Origin of the sequence: Bartonella refiksaydamii, from assembly GCF_902652675.1 — a bacterium.
GTDB classification, from domain to species: domain Bacteria; phylum Pseudomonadota; class Alphaproteobacteria; order Rhizobiales; family Rhizobiaceae; genus Bartonella; species Bartonella refiksaydamii.
This window is the reverse complement of record NZ_LR736292.1, coordinates 103524-126264: the sequence shown is the minus strand read 5'-3', so window position 1 is coordinate 126264 and position 22741 is coordinate 103524. Positions and strand designations below refer to the sequence as shown.

At 37.6% G+C, this 22741-nt stretch carries 21 protein-coding genes, 3 tRNA genes and 1 pseudogene; 19 read left to right on the top strand and 6 right to left on the bottom strand.

The annotated features are described in order from the left end of the window. Positions 1 to 163: 163 nt before the first annotated feature. Both GQO39_RS09115 and GQO39_RS03005 read right to left on the bottom strand, forming a co-directional pair. Positions 164 to 436 (bottom strand): annotated as a pseudogene (locus tag GQO39_RS09115) (type II toxin-antitoxin system RelE/ParE family toxin). A 1-nt stretch (position 437) separates the two neighbouring features. After that, positions 438 to 695 carry a type II toxin-antitoxin system RelB/DinJ family antitoxin gene (locus GQO39_RS03005; protein ID WP_156850887.1) on the bottom strand — a complete coding sequence of 86 codons (258 nt, stop codon included), beginning with the start codon at positions 693 to 695 and terminating at the stop codon, positions 438 to 440. A gap of 205 nt (positions 696 to 900) precedes the next feature. On the opposite strand from GQO39_RS03005, the gene GQO39_RS03000 reads away from it, so the two are divergent. After that, entirely contained in the window at positions 901 to 1275 is a 375-nt protein-coding gene (locus GQO39_RS03000) for a helix-turn-helix domain-containing protein (protein ID WP_156850886.1), read from the top strand. An 89-nt stretch (positions 1276 to 1364) separates the two neighbouring features. Here the strand turns inward: GQO39_RS03000 and GQO39_RS02995 are convergent. The 3 genes from GQO39_RS02995 to GQO39_RS02985 form a co-directional block, all read right to left on the bottom strand. Next, positions 1365 to 1439: transfer RNA gene (locus GQO39_RS02995), tRNA-Val, on the bottom strand. A gap of 100 nt (positions 1440 to 1539) precedes the next feature. Next, complete coding sequence (gene cpdR / locus GQO39_RS02990; protein WP_004858948.1) at positions 1540 to 1902, bottom strand: cell cycle two-component system response regulator CpdR; 363 nt, start codon at positions 1900 to 1902, stop codon at positions 1540 to 1542. 490 nt (positions 1903 to 2392) lie between these two features. Continuing rightward, positions 2393 to 3259 carry a serine aminopeptidase domain-containing protein gene (locus GQO39_RS02985; RefSeq protein WP_156850885.1) on the bottom strand — a complete coding sequence of 289 codons (867 nt, stop codon included), beginning with the start codon at positions 3257 to 3259 and terminating at the stop codon, positions 2393 to 2395. Between the two features lie 264 nt (positions 3260 to 3523). On the opposite strand from GQO39_RS02985, the gene GQO39_RS02980 reads away from it, so the two are divergent. Continuing rightward, positions 3524 to 4021 (top strand): Hsp20 family protein, encoded by a 498-nt coding sequence (locus tag GQO39_RS02980; RefSeq protein ID WP_007553371.1) that lies wholly within the window; start codon positions 3524 to 3526, stop codon positions 4019 to 4021. A 787-nt stretch (positions 4022 to 4808) separates the two neighbouring features. On the opposite strand, the gene GQO39_RS02975 is transcribed toward GQO39_RS02980, so the two are convergent. Further along, positions 4809 to 4884: transfer RNA gene (locus tag GQO39_RS02975), tRNA-Val, on the bottom strand. Between the two features lie 175 nt (positions 4885 to 5059). Between GQO39_RS02975 and GQO39_RS02970 the strand changes: the two genes are divergently transcribed. From GQO39_RS02970 to GQO39_RS02890, 17 genes are all read left to right on the top strand, one after another. Beyond that, positions 5060 to 5136: transfer RNA gene (locus GQO39_RS02970), tRNA-Asp, on the top strand. A gap of 296 nt (positions 5137 to 5432) precedes the next feature. Beyond that, the gene (locus GQO39_RS02965; protein WP_007553370.1) at positions 5433 to 5798 is read left to right on the top strand and encodes an NADH-quinone oxidoreductase subunit A; all 366 of its coding nucleotides are present in this window, start codon (positions 5433 to 5435) and stop codon (positions 5796 to 5798) included. Then, positions 5789 to 6370: a NuoB/complex I 20 kDa subunit family protein gene (locus tag GQO39_RS02960; protein WP_007553369.1), complete on the top strand. Its 582-nt coding sequence runs from the start codon at positions 5789 to 5791 to the stop codon at positions 6368 to 6370. The genes GQO39_RS02965 and GQO39_RS02960 overlap by 10 nt, the downstream gene beginning before the upstream one ends. Positions 6371 to 6385: 15 nt before the next feature. Next, positions 6386 to 6994 (top strand): NADH-quinone oxidoreductase subunit C, encoded by a 609-nt coding sequence (locus tag GQO39_RS02955; RefSeq protein ID WP_198039402.1) that lies wholly within the window; start codon positions 6386 to 6388, stop codon positions 6992 to 6994. A gap of 121 nt (positions 6995 to 7115) precedes the next feature. Then, positions 7116 to 8306 (top strand): NADH-quinone oxidoreductase subunit D, encoded by a 1191-nt coding sequence (locus GQO39_RS02950; RefSeq protein ID WP_156850883.1) that lies wholly within the window; start codon positions 7116 to 7118, stop codon positions 8304 to 8306. Then, positions 8306 to 8956 (top strand): NADH-quinone oxidoreductase subunit NuoE, encoded by a 651-nt coding sequence (gene nuoE, locus GQO39_RS02945; protein ID WP_007553366.1) that lies wholly within the window; start codon positions 8306 to 8308, stop codon positions 8954 to 8956. Before GQO39_RS02950 ends, nuoE begins: the two co-directional genes overlap by 1 nt. A 170-nt stretch (positions 8957 to 9126) precedes the next feature. After that, positions 9127 to 10434 carry an NADH-quinone oxidoreductase subunit NuoF gene (gene nuoF, locus GQO39_RS02940; protein WP_156850882.1) on the top strand — a complete coding sequence of 436 codons (1308 nt, stop codon included), beginning with the start codon at positions 9127 to 9129 and terminating at the stop codon, positions 10432 to 10434. A 65-nt stretch (positions 10435 to 10499) separates the two neighbouring features. Further along, entirely contained in the window at positions 10500 to 12557 is a 2058-nt protein-coding gene (gene nuoG / locus GQO39_RS02935; RefSeq protein WP_156850881.1) for an NADH-quinone oxidoreductase subunit NuoG, read from the top strand. Between the two features lie 34 nt (positions 12558 to 12591). After that, entirely contained in the window at positions 12592 to 13638 is a 1047-nt protein-coding gene (nuoH, locus tag GQO39_RS02930; protein WP_156850880.1) for an NADH-quinone oxidoreductase subunit NuoH, read from the top strand. Positions 13639 to 13652: 14 nt separating this feature from the next. Continuing rightward, positions 13653 to 14144 carry an NADH-quinone oxidoreductase subunit NuoI gene (gene nuoI / locus GQO39_RS02925; RefSeq protein ID WP_156850879.1) on the top strand — a complete coding sequence of 164 codons (492 nt, stop codon included), beginning with the start codon at positions 13653 to 13655 and terminating at the stop codon, positions 14142 to 14144. 96 nt (positions 14145 to 14240) lie between these two features. After that, positions 14241 to 14861 carry an NADH-quinone oxidoreductase subunit J gene (locus tag GQO39_RS02920; protein WP_156850878.1) on the top strand — a complete coding sequence of 207 codons (621 nt, stop codon included), beginning with the start codon at positions 14241 to 14243 and terminating at the stop codon, positions 14859 to 14861. A 10-nt stretch (positions 14862 to 14871) separates the two neighbouring features. Beyond that, a complete protein-coding gene (gene nuoK, locus GQO39_RS02915; RefSeq protein WP_156850877.1) occupies positions 14872 to 15180 on the top strand; it encodes an NADH-quinone oxidoreductase subunit NuoK in 309 nt (102 codons plus the stop codon). 6 nt (positions 15181 to 15186) lie between these two features. Continuing rightward, positions 15187 to 17151 (top strand): NADH-quinone oxidoreductase subunit L, encoded by a 1965-nt coding sequence (gene nuoL, locus GQO39_RS02910; protein WP_156850892.1) that lies wholly within the window; start codon positions 15187 to 15189, stop codon positions 17149 to 17151. Beyond that, positions 17151 to 18620: an NADH-quinone oxidoreductase subunit M gene (locus tag GQO39_RS02905; RefSeq protein ID WP_156850891.1), complete on the top strand. Its 1470-nt coding sequence runs from the start codon at positions 17151 to 17153 to the stop codon at positions 18618 to 18620. Before nuoL ends, GQO39_RS02905 begins: the two co-directional genes overlap by 1 nt. 17 nt (positions 18621 to 18637) lie before the next feature. After that, positions 18638 to 20092 (top strand): NADH-quinone oxidoreductase subunit NuoN, encoded by a 1455-nt coding sequence (gene nuoN / locus GQO39_RS02900; RefSeq protein WP_156850876.1) that lies wholly within the window; start codon positions 18638 to 18640, stop codon positions 20090 to 20092. After that, positions 20092 to 20901: a biotin--[acetyl-CoA-carboxylase] ligase gene (locus GQO39_RS02895; RefSeq protein WP_156850875.1), complete on the top strand. Its 810-nt coding sequence runs from the start codon at positions 20092 to 20094 to the stop codon at positions 20899 to 20901. The genes nuoN and GQO39_RS02895 overlap by 1 nt, the downstream gene beginning before the upstream one ends. Before the next feature lie 53 nt (positions 20902 to 20954). Continuing rightward, positions 20955 to 22631: a ribonuclease J gene (locus tag GQO39_RS02890; RefSeq protein WP_156850874.1), complete on the top strand. Its 1677-nt coding sequence runs from the start codon at positions 20955 to 20957 to the stop codon at positions 22629 to 22631. Positions 22632 to 22741 lie beyond the last annotated feature (110 nt).

Below are 22741 nucleotides of genomic sequence, written 5' to 3'. Positions count from 1 at the left end.
AAACATAACAAGCAGGGAGCACATTTATGTGGTTGGAAAAATGACCAGAAAAGAACAAAGATAAAGATCTTACGGAAAAAGAACAACAGCTGCTTCACGAGATGATTGAGACCTATCAAGGCTTAAAGATGATGTCACGCATCATGAAATGGTTAGCATTATGTTATCCTTGAAAAAGGTCAGCGTGAATTCCTGTACGGACAAGATGTAATTTGTCTTTTTCAATTCTATAAATCAGCAGCCAATCTGGTTCGATATGACTATCACGGCAACCAGCTCAAGAGCCTTTTAAGGGGTGGTCGCAATAATATTTCGGTAATGGTTTTTCTTCAATCAACAGGCTCAATAGTGTACGCAGTTTATTCATATTTTTACCGTGTTTTTCTACTTTGCGTACGTCACTCTTGAATTGTACTGAACGAATAAGCGTCAGCATATCAGATACCCAAGTTTTTAAATAGCGCGTCTGCGTTTTCGAATGTTTTACCTTTTCCCTCGTCTAGTTCTTTTATGGCTTTGCGTGTGGCGCTATTGGGTACTTTGACATCGAAAGGTAAGCAGCCTTCTTCAGCTACACGCAAAAATGTCATGCGGATGAGATCTGAAGCACTTAAACCCATACGCTCTAGGGTGATCATTGCTTGTTTTTTCATTTCAGTGGGGATACGGGCGCGAACGATAGAGTCAGCTTTCATGGTAAATTCTCCATTCATTAACCTTTATTGTAAGGTAGCTACATTGTAGCTCTAAGTTAACTTTTTATAACTAAAAACACTTTGGACCTCTGGTTTTGCTAAAAAATACCCCGAAAAGAACTCTTGATTCGCAATAATTGAGGAAAATCATAAAAAGATTTGTTAGAATCAGAAGAAATATTTCTTCTCTAATAGGACTTTTTATATGCTTACATCCTTTGGTAAAATTTTACGTAAACTTCGCATTGATCACTCCGAACGTCTCTTAGATATGGCTAAGAAATTAGACATATCTGTAGCATTTCTATTTTCTGTAGAAATTGGCAAAAGATCTGTTCCTGTAAGACTGGAGGAAAAGATCATAGAGCTCTATGGTTTAGATAAAGCTATGGCTTCTCTCTTAAAAAAAGCAGCCTATTCTTGTCGAAAAAGCATCATAATAAAGCCTTCTACTCCGTTACAACGCGAAACTATTGTTGCGTTTATGAGACTTTTAGATGGCTTACATCAAGAAGCGTTAGCAGACTTCAAAGAAACATTAGAAACATTGTGCGAAGCGTGCTTTATAGAGAAATGTTAGAAAATCCTATTCCCCAACTTTTATCTACGCATCCAGAATCTTAAAAAAGATATATAATATCAATAACTTAATAGATATATAAAGTTACATGGTGGGCGTGACAGGGATTGAACCTGTGACCCCTACGATGTCAACGTAGTGCTCTCCCGCTGAGCTACACGCCCATTTAATAACGTTGCATACATCACATAGAATGACAAACGTCAATGCCTAATTTAGTTTTCTATTTAATCCGTCACGAATAACTTAGAAACATAGCTCCTTTTAAGCAGCTATAAGTATCTTTTCAACTTCATTAACAAGTTCACGCAAGTGAAACGGTTTAGAAAGCACTTTTGCATCAGGAGGGGCATCGCTATTTGAATTGAGTGCAACTGCTGCGAAACCTGTAATAAACATCACGCGTAAATCAGGATCAATTTCAGTAGCGCGTCGTGCCAATTCGATACCGTCCATTTCCGGCATCACAATATCAGTAAGTAGAAGGGAAAACGGTTCTTCCTGTAAACGTTCATATGCGCTCGCACCGTTATCGAAATCGGCGACTTCGTAGCCTGCACGTTCTAAAGCTTTCGCTAGAAAGCGACGCATATCGTTATCATCTTCTGCGAGCAGGATTCGTTTCATGATTATATTCCAATAGCTCCATTCGTCAGAGTTTTTTGCCACATCAATTATACAATATAGAGTATTTATAAAAAAGATGATAAAATGCTCATAATTGGAATGAATAGTAAAATGGTTAATTTTTGCCTTCTTGTCAAGGATATAGCGTATTCGTTGTAAGTTAGTTAAATTCGAAATGTATGTGATATTGAAAGAGGAAAACAGTATCTGAATATTTTAAGCGCAATTTCTGTTTCTTTTTAATTTTTCCATTTTGGTAAGAGCTTCGTTGAAGAAGTTGTGGGAGTATCCATTTCAGAAACTGTTTATATTGAAGAAAACAAAAAAAACGTACGAAAAAGATGAGTTTTTATAACTGTTTGTTTTATGTATACTTTTATAAACATACCATTATATAATATAAAAAAATTAATAATAAACAAGCAATGTAGTAACTTATCCGCATTTTTATTATTTTTATATTGTTAATTATATTTTTTATTAGTAAATATCAATTTATAGATGAATTATCATAGAAAATAAATGCATCGAAGGCAGCCCAAAATTGTTTCTTGTAACTTTCTTCATGCATGACTGTATCAAGTTCAGCACCTGTAATGGTGATACTGTCTGTTAGTCGTGTGTGTTGGCATAACTGTCGCACCTCAATGTTATTCGCAATGTTGTTTTGATTGGCGAGAATAAACAGTGTTGGGATTTGCAAATGTCCATGAAATATATTTTTTTTCATAGAGGAAATTGCATTCAGTACTGATGCCATCCATCGAGATGTTGGGGACTTTGTTTGTTTGAGTTTTTTTCCACTTTTAGCTGGTACGAATCCCAAGCCTATATCAGAAAAAAATTGTGTTAATTTATGTTGGAAGCCATTTGTTTTATTGCCCAACGGTGCAAAAAGGGGAGAAACGCAGAGCATTTTCTTAAACTGGTGATTAAGAAGATCCAGTCCGCTAAGTGCTATCAATCCTCCCATGCCATAGGTTAGCATATAGTAAGGTGGTGGACAACTAGGATAAATGACATTTCTAAGAAATTCATTTAAGTCATTAATATCATTGTTAATATCGAAATAATGATATCGGCTCTGTTTTCTTATATTGAATGGTGAATTTTCTCGTCCAAACCAGTCAAATATTGCAGTATGAAAACCACGTTTAGAAATTTCATTTATTGATAAAAAATATTCTTCTAAAACATTTGTATGGTTTCCGAGAATAACAATTGTTCCCTTGGATTTTTCCATATCAGGATATGTTGTCATAACACGAACTCCGCGATCCATGGCTATTTTAAGATAGCTATTACGGATATTGGGAGAAACAGAATCGCAATTTGTGTGATAAAGAAATGTTTCCAATTGATAACCTTTGCAGTGTATTTTGCAACTTAGTGAAGTGAGATAACGAGGGGACTTAATATATAATGATAAAGAAGAATTAAGAAACAGTTATGTTGTTTTGTATGTTTTTACAAATTCGAGCGTAAAAGAGTTGAAATAGGATAGAATAGTTACCAGATAAATGATGCGGTCGCTACTCTGGGCCGCTGGTTCACGGACAGTTTGCCATTCGGAAACTTAGTGAGTCAATTAATTGTAGTCGCTCTAAAGGAGGGCAATACTATGCGTCAAGTAGATTTTTCACCATTTTATCGTTCAACAGTAGGTTTTGATCATCTTTTTAACTGGTTTGATTCTAGGACTCAACTTGAGGATGTTTCTTCTTATCCGCCTTATAACATTGAGCGTTTAACTGAAGATTCTTATAGAATTTCTATGGCTGTTGCTGGTTTTTCTCAAGATGAAATCGATATCGAAACGCATTGCAATCAGCTGATCGTTAAGGGTCAAAGAAGTCCTGAAAATGATGATGAAGAACGAGAATTCCTTTATCGAGGTATTGCGTCACGTGCTTTTGAGCGGCGTTTCCATTTAGCTGATCATGTTAAAGTTATTGGAGCAGAGCTCGGTGATGGACTTCTTCATATTCAGCTTAAAAGAGAAACGCCAGCTGAATTAAAACCAAAGAAGATAGCTGTGCAGACATCAATATCTGCCATGAAAAATGATAATAATCATACTATGAGTAAAGCAAATTTAGAAGTTGAAAAAACTGAATGATTATTAATTCCTTCTATCTTATTATTGAGATAGAGAAATAACGCGAGACCTCTGTCTCGCGTTTTATATATTTTCTATCAAAAAAAGAGCTATTTGAATAAAACTACCTATTCCTAGTTTATAGTAATTTTTCTACCATATATCGCTGTACATTGAGGAAATGAAACAGATTTTTAAAGCTTCATACCTGCTAAAAGACAATCGTTTCATTCACTGTAGTTTGACAGTAGGTTTTATACTAAGTAGGAAAAGGTGAGATTAGGTAGGAATACGTAGTAATTTATTGTTTTTATGACTATTTTTTATCATTAATGCGCGTTTTTTCAAAATTGGTTTTGACACCTAAAATTACAAAAAAGAGTGAAAAGTAGCAAAAATCAAAATTTGGCAGCAAAAATGATAGAAGGCTTTGAAAGGTCTTTGAAAAAGCTTTGAAGATTTTTAAAAAGTCTGTGAAAGCTTAGAAAATTGAACTCTACACTTTAGATCAAGAGGCGGCAGAACTTTCGAGAAAAGAATCAGATGTCTCTCGCACAAATTTTACAATCAAATCTTCTCGTCCGTTAAGTCGTGAAACTGTGGACATGTTTGTTAGACGTTTAAATGTTTTTTCACAAGAGGATTTAGAAGCATTCAAAAAAATATTAGAGAAATTAGCGAAGAGCAAAGAAAATGCTACTGTTGTAAAGAAATGTTAAAAAATCCTATTTTCTTACTTTTATTTAGGCATCTCTCACTTAAAAAAACACGTGAAACATCAATAAGTTAATACGGATATAAAGTTATATGGTGGGCGATGAGAGACTCGAACTCCCGACATCCTCGGTGTAAACGAGGCGCTCTACCAGCTGAGCTAATCGCCCAATGCAATGACCAGCAATTGAATAGACACTCCTTAAGGAAAAATTTTTACAAACGCAAGAATAAAGATAGCGTTTGATGATTTTTTTAAAAAAATGCATAAGTCTTCTTGACATAAACGAATGAACACCTTACACGACCGCTTATACCAATAATGAATTGGTTCAAAAGAAGTGCGCGGGTGTAGCTCAGTTGGTTAGAGTGCTGGCCTGTCACGCCGGAGGTCGCGGGTTCGAGCCCCGTCACTCGCGCCATTTCGTAACTCCTTCATGAGATTTCTGTCTTGAACAAAAATATCAATTATATAGCTGTTAGAGTGCTAGCTTTTAAAATGTTTTTTCGAATTTAGATTCTTTCGTTTTTTATAGGAATAGGACTTGCGTCTTTGTTCTCTCTGCGTTACCTATGCGGGTAGGAAAAGCATCGCTCGGAATGCGCTCCAAGCAGTGTGAGCGGGATTGACAGTGCAGTTATTATAATTACTTATTTAATTTAACGATGTGGAGTAATTGCGTTAATTCGGATCATTTCATTAAGGTGGAAGAGGATTATGACTCATTTATTGGGCTCTTATTTACCAGTTTTAATCTTTATCATTGTTTCGGCAGTTATTGCGGGAGTTCTTTTAATTATGCCCTATATCGTGGCTTATCGCTCTCCTGATCCTGAAAAATTATCAGCTTATGAATGTGGATTTAATTCGTTTGATGATGCGCGCATGAAGTTTGATATTCGTTTTTATTTAGTATCGATTTTGTTTATTATTTTTGATCTTGAGGTTGCTTTTCTTTTTCCTTGGGCTGTTTCATTTGAATCAATAGGTATGTTCGGCTTTTGGTCGATGATTGTGTTTCTAGCGCTTTTGACAATTGGATTTATATACGAATGGAAAAAAGGAGCTCTTGAATGGGATTAATATCTAACAATTCAACGATTACCGCTCCAAAACCAAAAGGGGTTATCAATCCAAATACGGGCGAGTTGATAGGTTCTGACGATGAGTTCTTCCGTGATATTAATGCTCAATTATCGGATAAGGGCTTTTTAGTTACTTCGGCAGATGCTTTGATTACTTGGGCGCGTACTGGTTCTTTAATGTGGATGAGTTTTGGTTTGGCTTGTTGTGCTATTGAAATGATGCAGTGTTCAATGCCTCATTACGATAATGAGCGTTTTGGATATGCGCCACGCGCGTCACCCCGCCAATCAGATGTAATGGTGGTAGCGGGTACTTTAACAAATAAAATGGCACCTGCTTTAAGGAAAGTGTATGATCAAATGCCAGAGCCGCGTTATGTGATTTCTATGGGATCGTGTGCCAATGGTGGGGGGTATTATCATTACTCTTATTCAGTTGTACGTGGATGTGATCGTATTGTACCTGTGGATATTTATGTTCCAGGGTGTCCGCCTACGGCGGAAGCATTGCTATATGGTATATTATTGTTGCAGAAAAAAATCCGTCGTACTGGTTCTATAGAGCGATAGGGGTCTTTATTCATGGTGAATGAATCATTAGTTGAACTTGCTACCTATTTGAAAAAAAAGTTAGGGGATAAACTTGAAGAAACGATTTTTGCATTTGGTGAATTAACTCTTATATCGCGTCTTAATGCGATTACGGATGTTTTAATGTTTGTTCGTGATGATTCTCGCTGTCAATTTATTAATATTACAGACATTAGCGGTGTTGATTATCCTTCTCGTGATAAACGTTTTGACGTTTCTTACCAATTATTATCTCCTCGCGAGAATTTGCGTTTGCGTGTAAAGGTCCGTACAGATGAAAATACCCCCGTTGCTTCTGTATGCTCGATTTATCCCGGAGCCGAGTGGTATGAGCGTGAGGCGTATGATATGTACGGAATTTTATTTTCAGGTCATCCTGATTTAAGACGGATTTTAACTGACTATGGATTTGAAGGACATCCTTTGCGTAAAGATTTTCCAGTGACAGGATTTGTTGAATGTCGCTATGATAATGAAGCAAAGAGGGTGATTTATGAACCTGTGGTTTTGCGTCAAGAGATGCGCAGTTTTGATTTTCTTTCTCCTTGGGAAGGAGGGGAATATGTATTGCCGTGTGATGAAAAAGTGGGTGTCAAGAAATGATATTTGGAGCTCATAGGGTTCTATAATAAAAGTAATAGAATTGTAAAATAATTAAGTATTTTAGTATGATAAAGTTTTTTATTAACATTTGATATGGAGTAAAAAACTTAAGGGGATGATTGTGGCTGAGGTCAATGTTCGGAACTTTAATATCAATTTTGGACCGCAGCATCCTGCTGCGCATGGGGTTTTGCGTATGGTTCTGGAATTGGACGGTGAAGTTGTTGAGCGTGTAGATCCACATATTGGATTATTGCATCGCGGTACCGAAAAATTAATGGAAACAAAAACTTATCTTCAAGCTGGTCCTTATCTAGATCGTTTGGATTATGTTGCTCCTATGAATCAGGAGCATGCTTTTGTGCTTGCTATTGAAAAATTATTGGGTGTTGAGGTGCCCAAGCGAGGACAGTTAATACGTGTTTTGTTTTCTGAAATTGGGCGCATACTTAATCATTTACTTAATGTAACAACACAGGCAATGGATGTTGGTGCTTTGACTCCACCACTTTGGGGGTTCGAGCAACGTGAAAAATTGATGATTTTTTATGAGCGCGCATGTGGTGCACGCCTTCATGCAAATTATTTTCGCCCTGGTGGTGTGCATCAAGACTTACCAGAATCTTTAATTGAGGATATTGGTAATTTTATTGATCCGTTTCTTATTGCTCTTGGTAAACTGGATGCGCTTGTGACGCCAAATCGAATTTTTAAGCAGCGTAACGTGGATATTGGCATAGTGAGTATTGATGAAGCTTGGGCACGTGGTTTTTCTGGAGTTATGATTCGCGGAGCTGGTGTGCCATGGGATTTGCGTAAAAGCCAACCTTATGAATGTTATGATGAAATGGATTTTGATATTCCTGTAGGTAAGAACAGTGACTGTTATGATCGTTATCTGATTCGTATGGAAGAAATGCGCCAATCAGCAAAAATTATGCGCCAATGTGTGGATCGTTTGCTTGGTGCTGAAAAAAGTGGACCAGTCTCGAGTTTGAATCGTAAAATTGTGCCCCCAAAGCGGTGTGAAATGAAAAGTTCGATGGAAGCACTTATTCATCATTTCAAGCTTTATACGGAGGGTTTTCATACTCCTCCTGGTGAAGTATACGTCGCTGTGGAAGCTCCGAAGGGTGAGTTTGGAGTTTATCTTATTTCTGACGGGACTAATAAGCCTTATCGTGTTAAGTTGCGTGCTCCTGGTTTTGCTCATCTTCAAGCCATGGATTTTTTGACTCGAGGTCATATGTTAGCGGATGCTACAGCTATTTTGGGGTCAATAGATATTGTTTTTGGGGAGGTTGATCGCTAATGTCTGTGCGCCGTCTTGCAGATGATATTTACCAACCTGCAGAGTTTTCTTTCACAAAAGAAAATCAGATATGGGTAAAAAATACCATAGAAAAATATCCTGTAGGACGTGAGCAATCCGCTGTAATTCCATTATTAATGCGTGCTCAAGAGCAAGACGGTTGGGTAACACGTGCTGCGATTGAGCATATTGCTCAAATTCTTTCCATGGCTTATATTCGTGTTTTGGAAGTTGCGACTTTTTATACTCAGTTTCAGCTTCAACCAGTTGGAACAAGGGCGCATATTCAAGTTTGTGGTACAACTCCTTGTATGTTACGTGGTTCTAGTGAATTGATTAAAGTTTGCCAGAAAAAAATTCATCATGAACCTTTTGTTACCAATAAAGATGGAACATTATCGTGGGAAGAAGTAGAATGCCTTGGCGCTTGTGTAAATGCTCCTATGGTTATGATTTTTAAAGATACTTATGAAGATCTTACAGCTGAACGTCTTGAAGAAATTATTGATGCATTTGAAGCAGGTAAAGGTTCTGAGATAACAGTTGGTCCGCAAAGTAGTCGTAAATCATCGGAGCCAATTAGCGGTTTAACTTCTTTAATTGATGCGGATGCAGAAAAAAAGAAATTACACAAATTATTCAGAGAATAAAGAATGATAAGAAAATGGGAGTATAATAGGTATTTTTTCTTGAGAAGTTGTCTATTATTCAATCTATTGAAGCAACATCTGGCTAAAAATGAAAAGCTTTGAACAGTTGTTTAAGAATTGCGTTTGAGGAAATGCTAAAATGTTATGGGCTATAGGAAAGAAGATGGGGTATGCTGGCGGATAAAGATCGCATTTTCACCAATATTTATGGTTTGAAAGATAAATCATTGAAAGCTGCAATGTCACGTGGGCATTGGGATGGTACTAAGGCAATTATTGAAAAAGGCCGTGATTGGATCATTAATGAAATGAAGGCATCAGGTTTGCGTGGTCGTGGTGGTGCTGGTTTTCCTACTGGAATGAAGTGGTCTTTTATGCCTAAAGAGAGTGATGGTCGTCCCCATTATTTGGTTGTGAATGCTGATGAATCGGAACCTGGAACATGTAAAGACCGTGATATTTTACGGCATGAACCTCATACTTTAATTGAAGGATGTGCACTTGCTACTTTTGCGATGGGGGCAAATGTTGCTTTTATTTATATTCGTGGTGAATATATTCGTGAACGTGAAGCACTTCAAGCTGCTGTTGATGCGTGTTATGATGCAGGCTTACTCGGTAAAAAAACAAAATATGGGCATGCATGCGATATTATTATTCATCATGGTGCGGGTGCTTATATTTGTGGCGAAGAAACGGCTCTTCTCGAAAGTCTTGAAGGGAAAAAGGGACAACCTCGGCTTAAGCCGCCATTCCCCGCAAATATGGGAATTTATGGCTGTCCAACAACAGTAAATAATGTAGAATCCATAGCTGTTGTTCCAACAATTTTGCGCCGGGGTGCTTCGTGGTTTTCCTCAATTGGGCGTGCAAATAATGTTGGAACGAAATTGTTTATGGTTTCTGGGCATGTTAATGCACCTTGTACATTTGAAGAAGCCCTTGGTGTGTCTTTCCGCGAATTAATTGAAAAACATACAGGCGGTATTTGTGGTGGATGGAATAATCTTTTAGCAGTTATTCCAGGAGGTGCTTCTTGTCCAGTCGTTCGTGGTGAGGATATGATCGATGCGATCATGGATTTCGATGGGATGCGAGATGTTGGATCTTCTTTTGGTACAGGTGGTGTGATTGTTATGGATAAATCGACTGATATTATCAAGGCAATTTGGCGTATAGCCGCTTTTTTCAAGCATGAAAGCTGTGGGCAGTGTACACCATGTCGTGAAGGTACGGGTTGGATGATGCGTCTTTTGGGGCGTATGGTTGAAGGAAAAGCGCAAAAACGCGAGATTGATCTTTTGTTTGAAGTATCTCAACAAGTTGAAGGACACACTATTTGCGCACTCGGTGATGCAGCCGCATGGCCTATACAGGGATTGATACGTAATTTTCGTTCAGAAATCGAGCGTAGAATTGATGATTATACGCGAAATATAGTTCAAAGAAAAAATATTGCTTTGGAAGCGATTGGGTAGAAAATTTTGTTTTTAAAGTAACAGAATGCAAGTTATGAGTGGATTATCTGCAGGCTGGATAAGTGATGATAAATATCAAAGTTGATGGTAAAGAGATTGAGGTTCCTGATTATTATACGTTGCTTCAGGCAGCTGAGGCAGCTGGTGCGGAAGTACCCCGTTTTTGTTTTCATGAATCTTTATCAATTGCTGGGAATTGTCGCATGTGCTTAGTTGAAGTCAAAGGCGGTCCTCAAAAACCTCAAGCTTCTTGTGCCATGGGAGTTCGTGATTTACGCTTAGGCCCTAATGGTGAAGTACCGGAAATTTTTACCAACACGGAGATGGTTAAAAAAGCGCGTGAAGGTGTTATGGAGTTTCTTCTCATCAATCATCCTTTGGATTGTCCTGTATGTGATCAAGGGGGAGAATGCGATCTTCAGGATCAAGCAATGCTCTATGGGCGCGATTGTTCTCGTTATACAGAAAATAAGCGTGCGGTAGAAGATAAGTATATTGGACCACTTGTGAAAACTGTTATGACACGGTGTATTCATTGTACACGTTGTGTGCGTTTTACGACGGAAGTGGCGGGGATTTCTGAGCTTGGTTTGATAGGTCGTGGTGAAGATGCTGAAATTACGACATATCTTGAAAAAGCAATGACATCTGAGTTACAAGGAAATGTTATTGATCTTTGTCCAGTGGGAGCTTTAACTTCAAAACCCTATGCATTTCATGCACGTCCATGGGAATTAGTAAAGACAGAATCAATTGATGTGATGGATGCGATTGGTAGTGCTATCCGCATTGATAGCCGCGGTCGTGAAGTGATGCGGATTATGCCGCGTACGAATGAGGATATAAATGAGGAATGGATTTCTGATAAGACGCGTTTTATTTGGGATGGATTACGCACTCAGCGCCTTGATAAGCCATATGTGCGCAAAGATGGAAAGTTTCAACCTGTAAGTTGGACAGAGGCTTTTGCAACGATTAAAATGGTGATTTCTAAAACCTTGCCAGAAAAAATTGGGGCAATTGCAGGAGATCTTGCATCTGTAGAAGAAATGTATGCACTTAAAAGATTGCTGCTTTCATTAGGGTCAAAGGTTTTTGATTGTCGTCAAAGAGGAATGGCTTTATCCTCTGAATTAGGGCGCTCGAGTTATATTTTTAATCCAACAATTGTAGGTATTGAGCAAGCTGATGCATTGCTTATCGTGGGATCTAATCCGCGTCATGAAGCCGCTGTTTTAAATGCACGTATTTTCAAGCGCCAAAGAATGGGACAATTTCCCATTGCATTAATTGGAGAAAGAGTCGATTTACGTTATCCATATTTTTATCTTGGAGATGGTACTGATGCATTGAGTGCTCTTATTCGTGGTGAAGATGCATTTTTAAATGTATTAAAAGAAGCAAAAAAGCCACTTATTCTTATTGGAGAGGGAGCTCTTTTAGGTAAAGAAGGTTTGTCTGTTTTAAAAAACCTTGCAAAATTAGCTGATAGCGTTGGAGCTCTTAACGAAGAATGGAATGGGTTTGGTGTTCTTCACAATGCAGCATCGGCTGTTGGGGGGTTGGACATTGGTTTTATTTCTGAATTTGGGGTTGCAAATATTATTAAAACCTGTGAAGTTTTATTTTTGCTTGGTGCGGATGAAATAGAATTAGCCAATACAAAAGCTTTTACAATCTATATTGGGAGTCATGGTGATAATGGTGCGCATGCTGCTGATGTTATTTTGCCAGCATCAGCTTACACTGAAAAATCAGGACTTTTTGTAAATACAGAAGGACGTGTCCAAATGACAAATCGGGCGGGTTTTGCTCCAGGTGAAGCAAAGGAAGATTGGGCTATTTTACGTGCTTTATCAGATGTTTTAGGACGAAAACTTCCTTTTGATTCGCTTTCTCAATTAAGACAGAGTTTGTTTAATGATTATCCACATCTTTGTTCCATTGATGATATAGAGCCTTCTGGTATAAGTAATCTTAAAGCGCTTGGTTCACAAATGATTGCACTGGAGAGACAAGCATTTACTTCTATGGTTAAAGACTTTTATTTGACAAATCCGATAGCACGTGCTTCTGCAGTTATGGCTGAATGTTCATCTTTTGCAAAGAATCGTACTGTGTAAGCCGTAGAGTAAGGGCAAGGGAAAAGGAATAGTGATGTATGGTTTCTTTATGACTTGGTTATTGCCATTGCTCATTATAGTTGGAAAAACACTCCTCCTTTTGGTTGTTCTTTTGGTCTTAGTTGCGTATCTTCTTTATGCAGACAGGAAAATTTGGGCGGCTGTACAATTGCGGCGTGGTCCTAATGTTGTTGGCCCATGGGGGTTATTACAGTCTTTTGCGGATTTAATTAAATTTGTTGTTAAGGAGCCTATTATACCTGCTGGTGCTAATAAGGGTGTTTTTCTTTTGGCACCTTTTATTTCTGCTACGCTTGCTTTATCAACTTGGGCTGTTATTCCAGTCAATGAAGGCTGGGCAGTTGCAAAAATTAATGTTGGTTTGCTTTATATTTTAGCTATTTCGTCTCTTGAAGTTTATGGTGTTATTATGGGAGGATGGGCATCAAATTCAAAATATCCTTTCTTAGGAGCTCTTCGTTCAGCTGCACAGATGGTTTCTTATGAGGTTTCCATAGGATTTGTACTTGTGACTGTCATTTTGATAAGTGGTTCATTGGATCTCACAACTATTGTTCATAAACAAAGTCATGGGTTTGGTACATCTCTTGGTCTTCCTTTTAGCAGTTTTCTTGATTGGAATTGGCTCGTTCTTTTTCCAATGTTTATTATATTTTTTATTTCTGCACTTGCAGAAACAAACCGTCCTCCTTTTGATTTAGTGGAAGCAGAGTCTGAACTTGTTGCTGGTCATATGGTGGAGTATTCTTCAACGCCTTATATGCTCTTTTTTCTTGGAGAATATGTTGCTATTGTTTTAATGTGTGCATTAACAACTATATTATTTTTAGGGGGGTGGTTGCCTCTTTTAGATGTTTGGTGGCTTAATTGGGTTCCTGGTGTCATTTGGTTTGTTCTAAAAGTTTGCTTTGTATTTTTTTGGTTTGCTATGGTTAAAGCATTTGTTCCACGTTATCGCTATGATCAGCTCATGCGCCTCGGTTGGAAGGTATTTCTTCCCCTTTCATTGGCGATGGTTGTGATAACCGCTAGTTTTTTAAAATATATTGGTTTCGCTTAAGAGGAGGTTTTCCTGTGTCAGGTCTTATTCAAGCAGCAAAATCACTCCTTCTTTTGGAATTTGTGAGTGCTTTTTTATTAGCAATGCGTCAGTTTTTCTCACCAAAGCCTACGATCAATTATCCTTATGAGAAGGGCTTTGTTTCTCAGCGTTTCCGAGGAGAACATGCGCTACGTCGTTACCCAAATGGTGAAGAGCGTTGTATTGCTTGTAAATTATGTGAAGCGATTTGCCCTGCGCAAGCTATTACAATTGAAGCAGGACCGAGGCGCAATGATGGTACACGTAGAACTGTTCGTTATGATATAGATATGGTTAAGTGTATTTATTGTGGTTTTTGTCAAGAAGCTTGTCCAGTTGAAGCTATTGTGGAAGGTCCTAATTTTGAGTTTGCAACAGAAACGCGTGAAGAACTTTATTATGATAAAGAAAAGCTTTTAATGAATGGAGATCGCTGGGAGCGAGAAATTGCTCGAAATATATTGGTGGATGCACCTTATCGTTAAGTGTATCATTGAGTGAGGTGTCGGATAATTTTTCCGATAAATTGTAATCTGGTATGAAATTTTATACCTATTGTTTAATTAATTGAGGAGAAGCCTATGCTAACGGATCTAGCGGCGGCATTTTTCTGTTCATTTGCTTTTATTATGCTTGCAAGTGCAGTTATTGTTATTACAGCACGCAATCCTGTGCATTCAGTTTTGTTTTTAATATTAGCATTTTTTAATGCTGCAGCTTTGTTTTTGCTTGCAGGAGCAGAGTTTTTGGGGCTTATTCTGCTTGTTGTTTATGTTGGTGCTGTAGCAGTTTTGTTTTTATTTGTGGTTATGATGCTTGATGTTGATTTTGTTGAATTAAAAACTGGTGCACTTCGGTATGCTCCTATTGGAGCTCTTGTTGGTGGTATTGTTGCTGTAGAATTGATTGTTGTTTTTGTGAGCAACCGTTTTTCTCCAGCCCTTAGAACACACATTACGCAACCCATGCCGGATTTACTGCAACGAACGAATACACAGGCGTTAGGGGACGTCCTTTATACGGATTATGTTTTCTATTTTCAGATTGCTGGGATAATTTTGTTGACTGCAATGATTGGTGCGATTGTTTTAACACTCCGTCATAAATCAGGTGTTAAGCGACAATCTATTGCGCTGCAGGTTTCTCGGACAGTAGAAAATGCAATTGAAATCAAGCAAGTTGAATCAGGCAAGGGTGTTTAAGGGGGAGGCTATGCACATTGATATTACACATTATCTCATTGTTTCTGTTTTGATGTTTACAATCGGTATTGCTGGAATTTTTCTCAACAGAAAGAATGTGATTATTATCTTGATGTCCATTGAGCTTATATTGCTTTCAGTTAATCTCAATTTTGTTGCGTTTTCAGCATTTCTTCATGATCTTGTTGGTCAAGTATTCGCTTTATTTGTTTTAACGGTAGCTGCTGCCGAAGCCGCAATTGGTTTAGCAATTCTTGTCGTTTTTTTCCGCAATCGTGGTTCTATCGCAGTTGAAGATGTTAATGTGATGAAAGGCTAACCAGTGATGTATTATACGATTGTCTTTCTTCCACTTTTGGGCTTTTTAATTGCTTCTATAGGTGGGAATGCTATAGGGGATCGTGCTAATGAATTGATAACATGTAGTTTTATGGTGGTAGTTGCCATATTTTCGTGGGTAGCATTTATTGATATTGCCCTTGGTCATGCTCCAGTTGTTGATATATTAGTGTTACATTGGCTCACTGTTGGTGGTTTAACTTTTGATTGGTCTTTACATATTGATACATTAACAGCTGTTATGCTTATTGTTGTAAATAGTGTTTCGGCATTAGTGCATATTTATTCAATTGGTTATATGCATCATGATTCTTCAAGGTCTCGTTTTTTTTCTTATCTTTCTTTATTTACATTTATGATGCTTATGCTGGTGACAGCCAATAATTTGATTCAGATGTTTTTTGGATGGGAAGGTGTCGGGCTCGCTTCTTATTTGCTCATTGGCTTTTGGTTTCAGCGAGATTCTGCTAATAAGGCTGCAATGAAAGCTTTTGTGGTTAATCGTGTTGGAGATTTTGGTTTTCTCTTAGGAATTTTTAGTATTTTTGTTTTATTCCAATCGGTTGATTTTGCTTCTATTTTTGCAAAAGCAGCAGATAATAGCTTCGTACAAAATATGACATTTTTAGGTTGGAAGTTTAATGGACAGACGGCAATTACTGTTACATGTCTTTTATTGTTTATTGGTGCAATGGGAAAATCGGCACAATTTCTTTTACATACATGGCTCCCTGATGCAATGGAGGGACCAACACCTGTATCGGCACTGATTCATGCCGCAACAATGGTGACAGCTGGTGTTTTTATGGTTGCACGTATGTCCCCAATTTTTGAACTTTCTTCAACTGCTTTGACAGTAATTGTTATTGTTGGAGCAACGACTGCGTTTTTTGCAGCCACTGTGGGGTTAGTGCAGAATGATATTAAGCGTGTTATCGCTTATTCTACATGTTCACAGCTTGGTTATATGTTTGTTGCATTAGGTGTTGGAGCTTATGGAGCAGCTGTTTTTCACCTTTTTACGCATGCTTTTTTTAAAGCTTTATTATTTCTTGGTGCTGGCTCTGTAATTCATGCAGTCTCTGATGAACAAGATATGCGAAAAATGGGCGGGTTACGCAAGCATATAAGGGTAACTTATTGGATGATGATGATAGGAACCATTGCATTGACAGGTGTTGGGATTCCAGGAACACTTTTCGGAACTGCTGGTTTTTTCTCTAAGGATGCGATTATAGAATCCGCTTTTGCATCACATAATATTGCTTCAGGATATGCTTTTTATCTTCTTGTTTTTGCTGCTCTATTAACAAGTTTTTACTCATGGCGGCTTATATTTATGACATTTCATGGTAAACCACGAGCCACTGTTGACGTTATGCATCATGTTCATGAATCGCCTTCAGTTATGTTGATTCCACTCTTTATTTTATCTGTTGGCGCAATATTTGCTGGTGCTGTTTTTCAACCTTACTTTTTTGGTGATTTTTATGATGCTTTTTGGAAGGGAGCGTTATTTACAAGCAGCCACAATCACATTCTTCATGATGCCCACCATGTATTTAATTGGGTAAAATGGTCGCCATTTATAGCAATGGTTCTTGGATTTATGTTAGCGTATTTATTCTATATTTCTTTTCCTTCTTTTCCTAAAAAGTTGGCTGAAATTATGCCAAGAGTGTATCATTTTCTTTACCAAAAATGGTATTTTGATCAATTATATCACTTTTTGTTTGTTCGTTCTACTTTCAGAATTAGTTTCTTTTTTTGGAAGGTGGGAGATGGTAAAATTATTGATGGTCTGGGTCCGAATGGTATTGCAGCGCGTGTTGTTGATATTACAAATAGAGTTGTTCGAATGCAGACAGGCTATCTTTATCACTATGCATTTGCAATGCTTATAGGCGTTGCATTGCTGATCACATGGATGATGATCGGGGGCGTAAACTGATGATCGATTGGCCTATTCTTTCTACGGTTACATTTTTACCACTTGTTGGCGTGCTTCTGATTTTATTTATTAAAGACGACAGCGAAGCAGCACGGCATAATATACGCAATGTAGCATTTTTTACGACTGTGTTTGTTTTTATTATTTCCTTAATTATTTGGGCAGGGTTTGATAATACAAATCCTAATTTCCAAATGATTGAGAAATTCAATTGGTTAGGCAGTGGTATTCACTATCATATGGGCATTGATGGTATTTCGGTTCTTTTTGTAGTTCTTTCAGCTTTTCTTTTGCCTTTCTGTGTTCTAGCAAGTTGGGAAAATATTAAAGATAGATTAAAAGCTTATATGATTGCGTTTCTTCTTCTTGAAGTCGCTATTATTGGAGTCTTTTGTGCTCTTGATGCAATGCTGTTTTATGTTTTTTTTGAAGGCAGCCTTATTCCAATGTTTATTATTATAGGTGTTTGGGGTGGGGAACGTCGTGTTTATGCAAGTATAAAGTTTTTCCTATACACTTTACTTGGTTCAGTTCTTATGCTGGTTGCTCTTATGACTATGTACTGGGAAGTTGGAACACTTGATATACCGACTCTACTAAATTATCAATTTCCCGCGCATATGCAAATGTGGTTATGGCTTGCTTTTTTTGCTTCTTTTGCGGTTAAAATGCCGATGTGGCCGGTTCATACATGGCTTCCTGATGCTCACGTGGAAGCACCGACAGCTGGTTCAGTTATTTTAGCCGGTGTCTTACTCAAATTAGGCGGTTATGGTTTTCTTCGTTTTTCTTTACCAATGTTTCCTATTGCCTCAGCTGATTTTGCACCTTTGGTTTTCACATTATCGCTTATCGCTATTATCTATACGTCACTGATTGCACTTGTACAAAATGATATAAAAAAACTTATTGCGTATTCTTCAATAGCGCATATGGGATACGTGACAATGGGTATTTTTGCTGCAAATGAACAAGGTATCCAAGGTGCTATTTACCAGATGTTATCTCATGGAATTGTTTCCGCAGCTTTATTTCTTTGTGTTGGAGTTATTTACGATCGTCTACATACACGTGAAATTTCGGCTTTTGGCGGTTTAGTAAATAACATGCCCAAATATGCTGTTGTTTTCTTGATCTTTACTATGGCCAATGTAGGTTTACCTGGAAGTTCAGGATTTTTGGGTGAGTTTTTAACCTTAATAGGCGTTTTTCAAGTGAATAAATTGGTTGCTGTCTTTGCTACAACTGGCGTTATTTTATCGGCTGCTTATGCGCTTTATCTTTACCGGCGTGTAGTTTTTGGTTCCTTGGATAAAGAAAATTTAAAAGTACTTGTTGATCTTTCTTCAAGAGAAAAATTCATCCTGTATCCGATGGTTATTCTTACAATATTTTTTGGTATCTATCCAATGCCTATTCTCAAAGCGACGGCGTTTTCTGTAGAAGCCCTCATCAATAAACTGCATTAGATAAGGGAAGAATGCTCATGCAAACTGAAATAATAGCCCAATTAGTATTAATTCTTCCAGAGATTTTAATAGCATTGGGAGGGGTAGTATTGCTTTTGATTGGTGTTTATTCCAATACACGTTCTTCTTTAACGGTGATTGGTTTGGCCATTGCTCTTCTTGTTGCCGCTATTGTTATTATCGTTGTTTTTCCGAAAAGTGGTTTATTTCAAACCAATGCGCTCATTATAGACTCTTTCGGCCGTTATATGAAAATTTTAACGCTTATTGGTGCACTCTTTGCTCTTATTATGTCTGTTGGTTTTACTTGTGCGCAAAAGCTTGATATATTTGAATTTCCAGTGCTCGTTCTTTTAGCAACACTTGGCATGATGCTGATGATTTCAGCTGGTAATATGTTATCGCTTTATATGGGATTAGAACTACAATCTTTAGCTTTGTACGTTTTAGCCGCAATCAACCGTGATAATATCAAATCTTCTGAAGCAGGTATAAAGTATTTTGTTTTAGGGGCGTTGTCTTCAGGATTACTGCTTTATGGCATTTCTTTGCTTTATGGTTTCACCGGTCAAATTGGTTTTCGCGAAATTTCTCTCGCTTTAAAAGGTGAAAATTTACAATTGGGGGTTATTTTTGGAATTGTTTTTATTTTAGCAGGTTTGGCTTTCAAAATTTCTGCAGTTCCGTTTCATATGTGGACTCCGGATGTTTACGAAGGGGCGCCTACACCTATTACAGCATTTTTTGCTGGTGCGCCTAAAGTTGCTGCGATGGCCTTAATCATTCGTGTTATTGTTACGGCTTTTATTCCACTAAGTAGTACTGATGGTTCTATGCCGGCATGGCAGCAGATTTTGGTGTTCATGGCTATTGCGTCGATGATACTTGGCGCATTCGCGGCAATTGGCCAGAGCAATATTAAGCGTTTAATGGCTTATTCATCAATCAGTCATATGGGATATGCACTTGTTGGTTTAGCTGCTGGAGATGTTCTTGGGATAAAAAGTGTTATTATTTATATGACTATTTATCTTGGTATGACGCTTGGTTCATTTGCTTTTATTCTTGGAATGCGGTCTAATGGTGGGAATGTTGAAAATATTTATGATCTTTCAGGGTTGATAAAGACTAATCCGTTTATGGCTGTTGTGATGACAATACAACTTTTTTCTTTAGCAAGTATTCCGCCCATGGCTGGTTTTTTGGGGAAATGGTATACATTTTCGGCTGCCGTTCATGCTGGACTCACTCCACTTGCTATCGTTGGGATGATAGCGTCTGTTGTCGGGGCTTTTTACTATTTGCGAATCATTAAAATTATGTGGTTTGATGACGCAAAAGCGCATTTTGCTGTTTTATCGAAAGAGCTTCAATTTTGTCTCGGCCTTTCTGCATTTTTCATTTTATTTTATACGCTTTTTGGCATTTTATTCACTGAATTAGCAGAAAAAGCAGCAGCCGCATTGTTTTAATGAATATGGTTTATATCTTATCAGATTTTGCACAAAAGCAAGGATACACAGTTGAATCTTACGAAAGTGTTGCTTCAACAAATCTCATTGCACAACAAAAGGCACAAGCTGGTCATCAAGGCTATTTATGGGTTGTTGCGCAGGAGCAAATACAGGGAAGAGCAAGAAGAGGTAGGATATGGTATAGTCCGAAAGGAAATCTATATTCTAGTCTTTTATTAGTTGATGGTATTGTTCATCAAACTTCTGCTCAACTTGGTTTTGTTGCTGGAGTAAGTATGGTGGAGGCAGTAAAACAATTTATAAGAGATGAAAAACAAACAGACAATATTGTTCGTTTAAAATGGCCAAATGATATTTTGCTAGAAGGAGCTAAAAGCTCTGGAGTTTTGCTTGAAATTTTTAAATTGACACCACAACAGTACGCATTGGTTATTGGTATTGGAATGAATGTAAAGTATCATTATAAAGACGCACCGTATCCTACTTCAAGTTTGAAGAATATTGGTTTACATGTTGAAACAGAACAGTTGTTTATGGTTTTGACGGAATATTTTTCTAAAAATTACCTTCTTTGGAAACAACCAAAAGGATGTGATATAATCCGCGAAAAATGGCTTTTATACTCTGCGCATCTTGGACAGCATGTCAAAATAGTTAATGGTGAAAAAATCATCGAAGGTTTTTTTGATGGTATTGATAGTGATTTCAACTGCATTGTAAAACAAAAAAATGGTCAGCAAGCCATCATAACTGCTGGAGATGTTCATTTTGGTTTGGCTGCTTCTGCTAATGCAGGTCGTGATTAATTTATAAAATCTTATTTTATCATCAGAGTATCTTAATGCTTTAGGAGGTGTTTATGGTTGCCGCCAACGAAAATGAATTTGTTTTTTTACCTTTAGGAGGAGTAGGTGAAATAGGGATGAATCTGGCTGCTTATGGATTTGGTCCTAAAAATCTTCGTGAATGGTTACTTGTTGATATGGGGGTTAGCTTTGCTGGTCCTGAATTGCCCGGAGTAGATCTTATTTTGCCTGATATTCGTTTTCTAGAAAGCGAAAAACATAATATATCTGGTCTTGTTTTGACTCATGCTCATGAAGATCATTATGGTGCTGTCCTTGATTTATTACCAAAGCTTAAAGTCCCGCTTTACTGCACTTCTTTTACAGCAGGACTATTGGAGAGTAAAAGACAATCAGATTTTGAATCTCATAAAATTTCACTCAATATTTTTCAAGCTGGTGATTGCTTTCAGGTTGGTTCCTTTGCAATTGAGGCTATAGCCGTTAATCATTCGATTCCGGAATCTGTATCTTTGGCACTTACAACATCTTTAGGCACTGTGATTCATACTGGTGATTGGAAAATAGACCATACACCTTCGCTTGGTCCTGTAACAGATGAAAAACGGTTTCGCGCTTTAGGCAATAAAGGTATTTTAGCCTTACTTTGTGATTCCACAAATGCATGTCGGGATGGTGTATCACCATCAGAACAGCAAGTTCAGAAAAGCCTTTCTGAAATTATTTCGAAAGCTGAAGGGCGCGTTGCGTTTGCAACTTTTGCCTCTAATATTGGTCGGATACGTTCAATTGCTCTTGCTGCTGAAGCTGTTGGTCGCCAAGTTCTTGTCATTGGGCGCTCTCTTAAGAGAAGTATTATGGTTGCAGAAGAGCTTGATTATATGAAAGGCTTAGCACCATTTATTACGGAAGATGATTATGCACATATTCCACGAAAAAATATTGTTTTAGTTGTGACGGGGAGTCAAGGTGAACCGTGTGCTGCCCTAGCTAAATTATCACGAAATGGAATGGGAAAGATTATGCTTTCTGCTGGTGATACCGTTATTTATTCATCACGAAGTATACCAGGAAACGAAAGAGCTATTCTTGAAATACAAAACCGTTTTATAGATTTAGGAATTAAAACGATCACAAATGAAGATGCACTTGTTCACGTTTCTGGTCATCCTCGTCGTTCAGAGCTTTTACAAATGTATGATTGGATAAAACCACAAATACTTGTTCCTGTCCATGGTGAAGCAATGCATCTTACTGCTCATGCGGTTTTAGCGCGTCAAGCAGGTATTAAAATTGTTAGGAATATTAGAAATGGTAGTATATTACGTCTTGCTCCAGAACCTGTAGCAGTCATTGATCAAGTTCCTGTTGGTCGCATATATAAAGATGGTTGTCTTATTGGTAATGAAGATGAATTAGGAATTCGCGAACGTCGTAAACTAAGTTATGCTGGTTATGTTGCTGTTTCCCTCCATATGAACAGCAAGGATGAATTGTTAGGTGATATTGGTTTAATCACATTCGGATTACCTGAAAAGAATGGGAAAGAGGAAAGTTTGAAAAATATTCTTTTAGATATTGTAGGAAATACACTTTATAATATTCCTCGCATTAAACGGAAAAATAGTGAACTTGTTCGAGAAGCAACACGGCGTGCAGTGAGAGCGGCTGTTAATGAAATTTGGCGAAAAAAACCTGTCTGTACAGTCTTTTTACATCGGTCGAAATAACGCATTTTAATATCACGTTATTTTCTTTTTAATGAAAGGAAGAAAAAAGAAAATTGTCAGATCATTTTATCGTTAAAAATAAGCTCAATAAGGAACAAAGCACATAAATT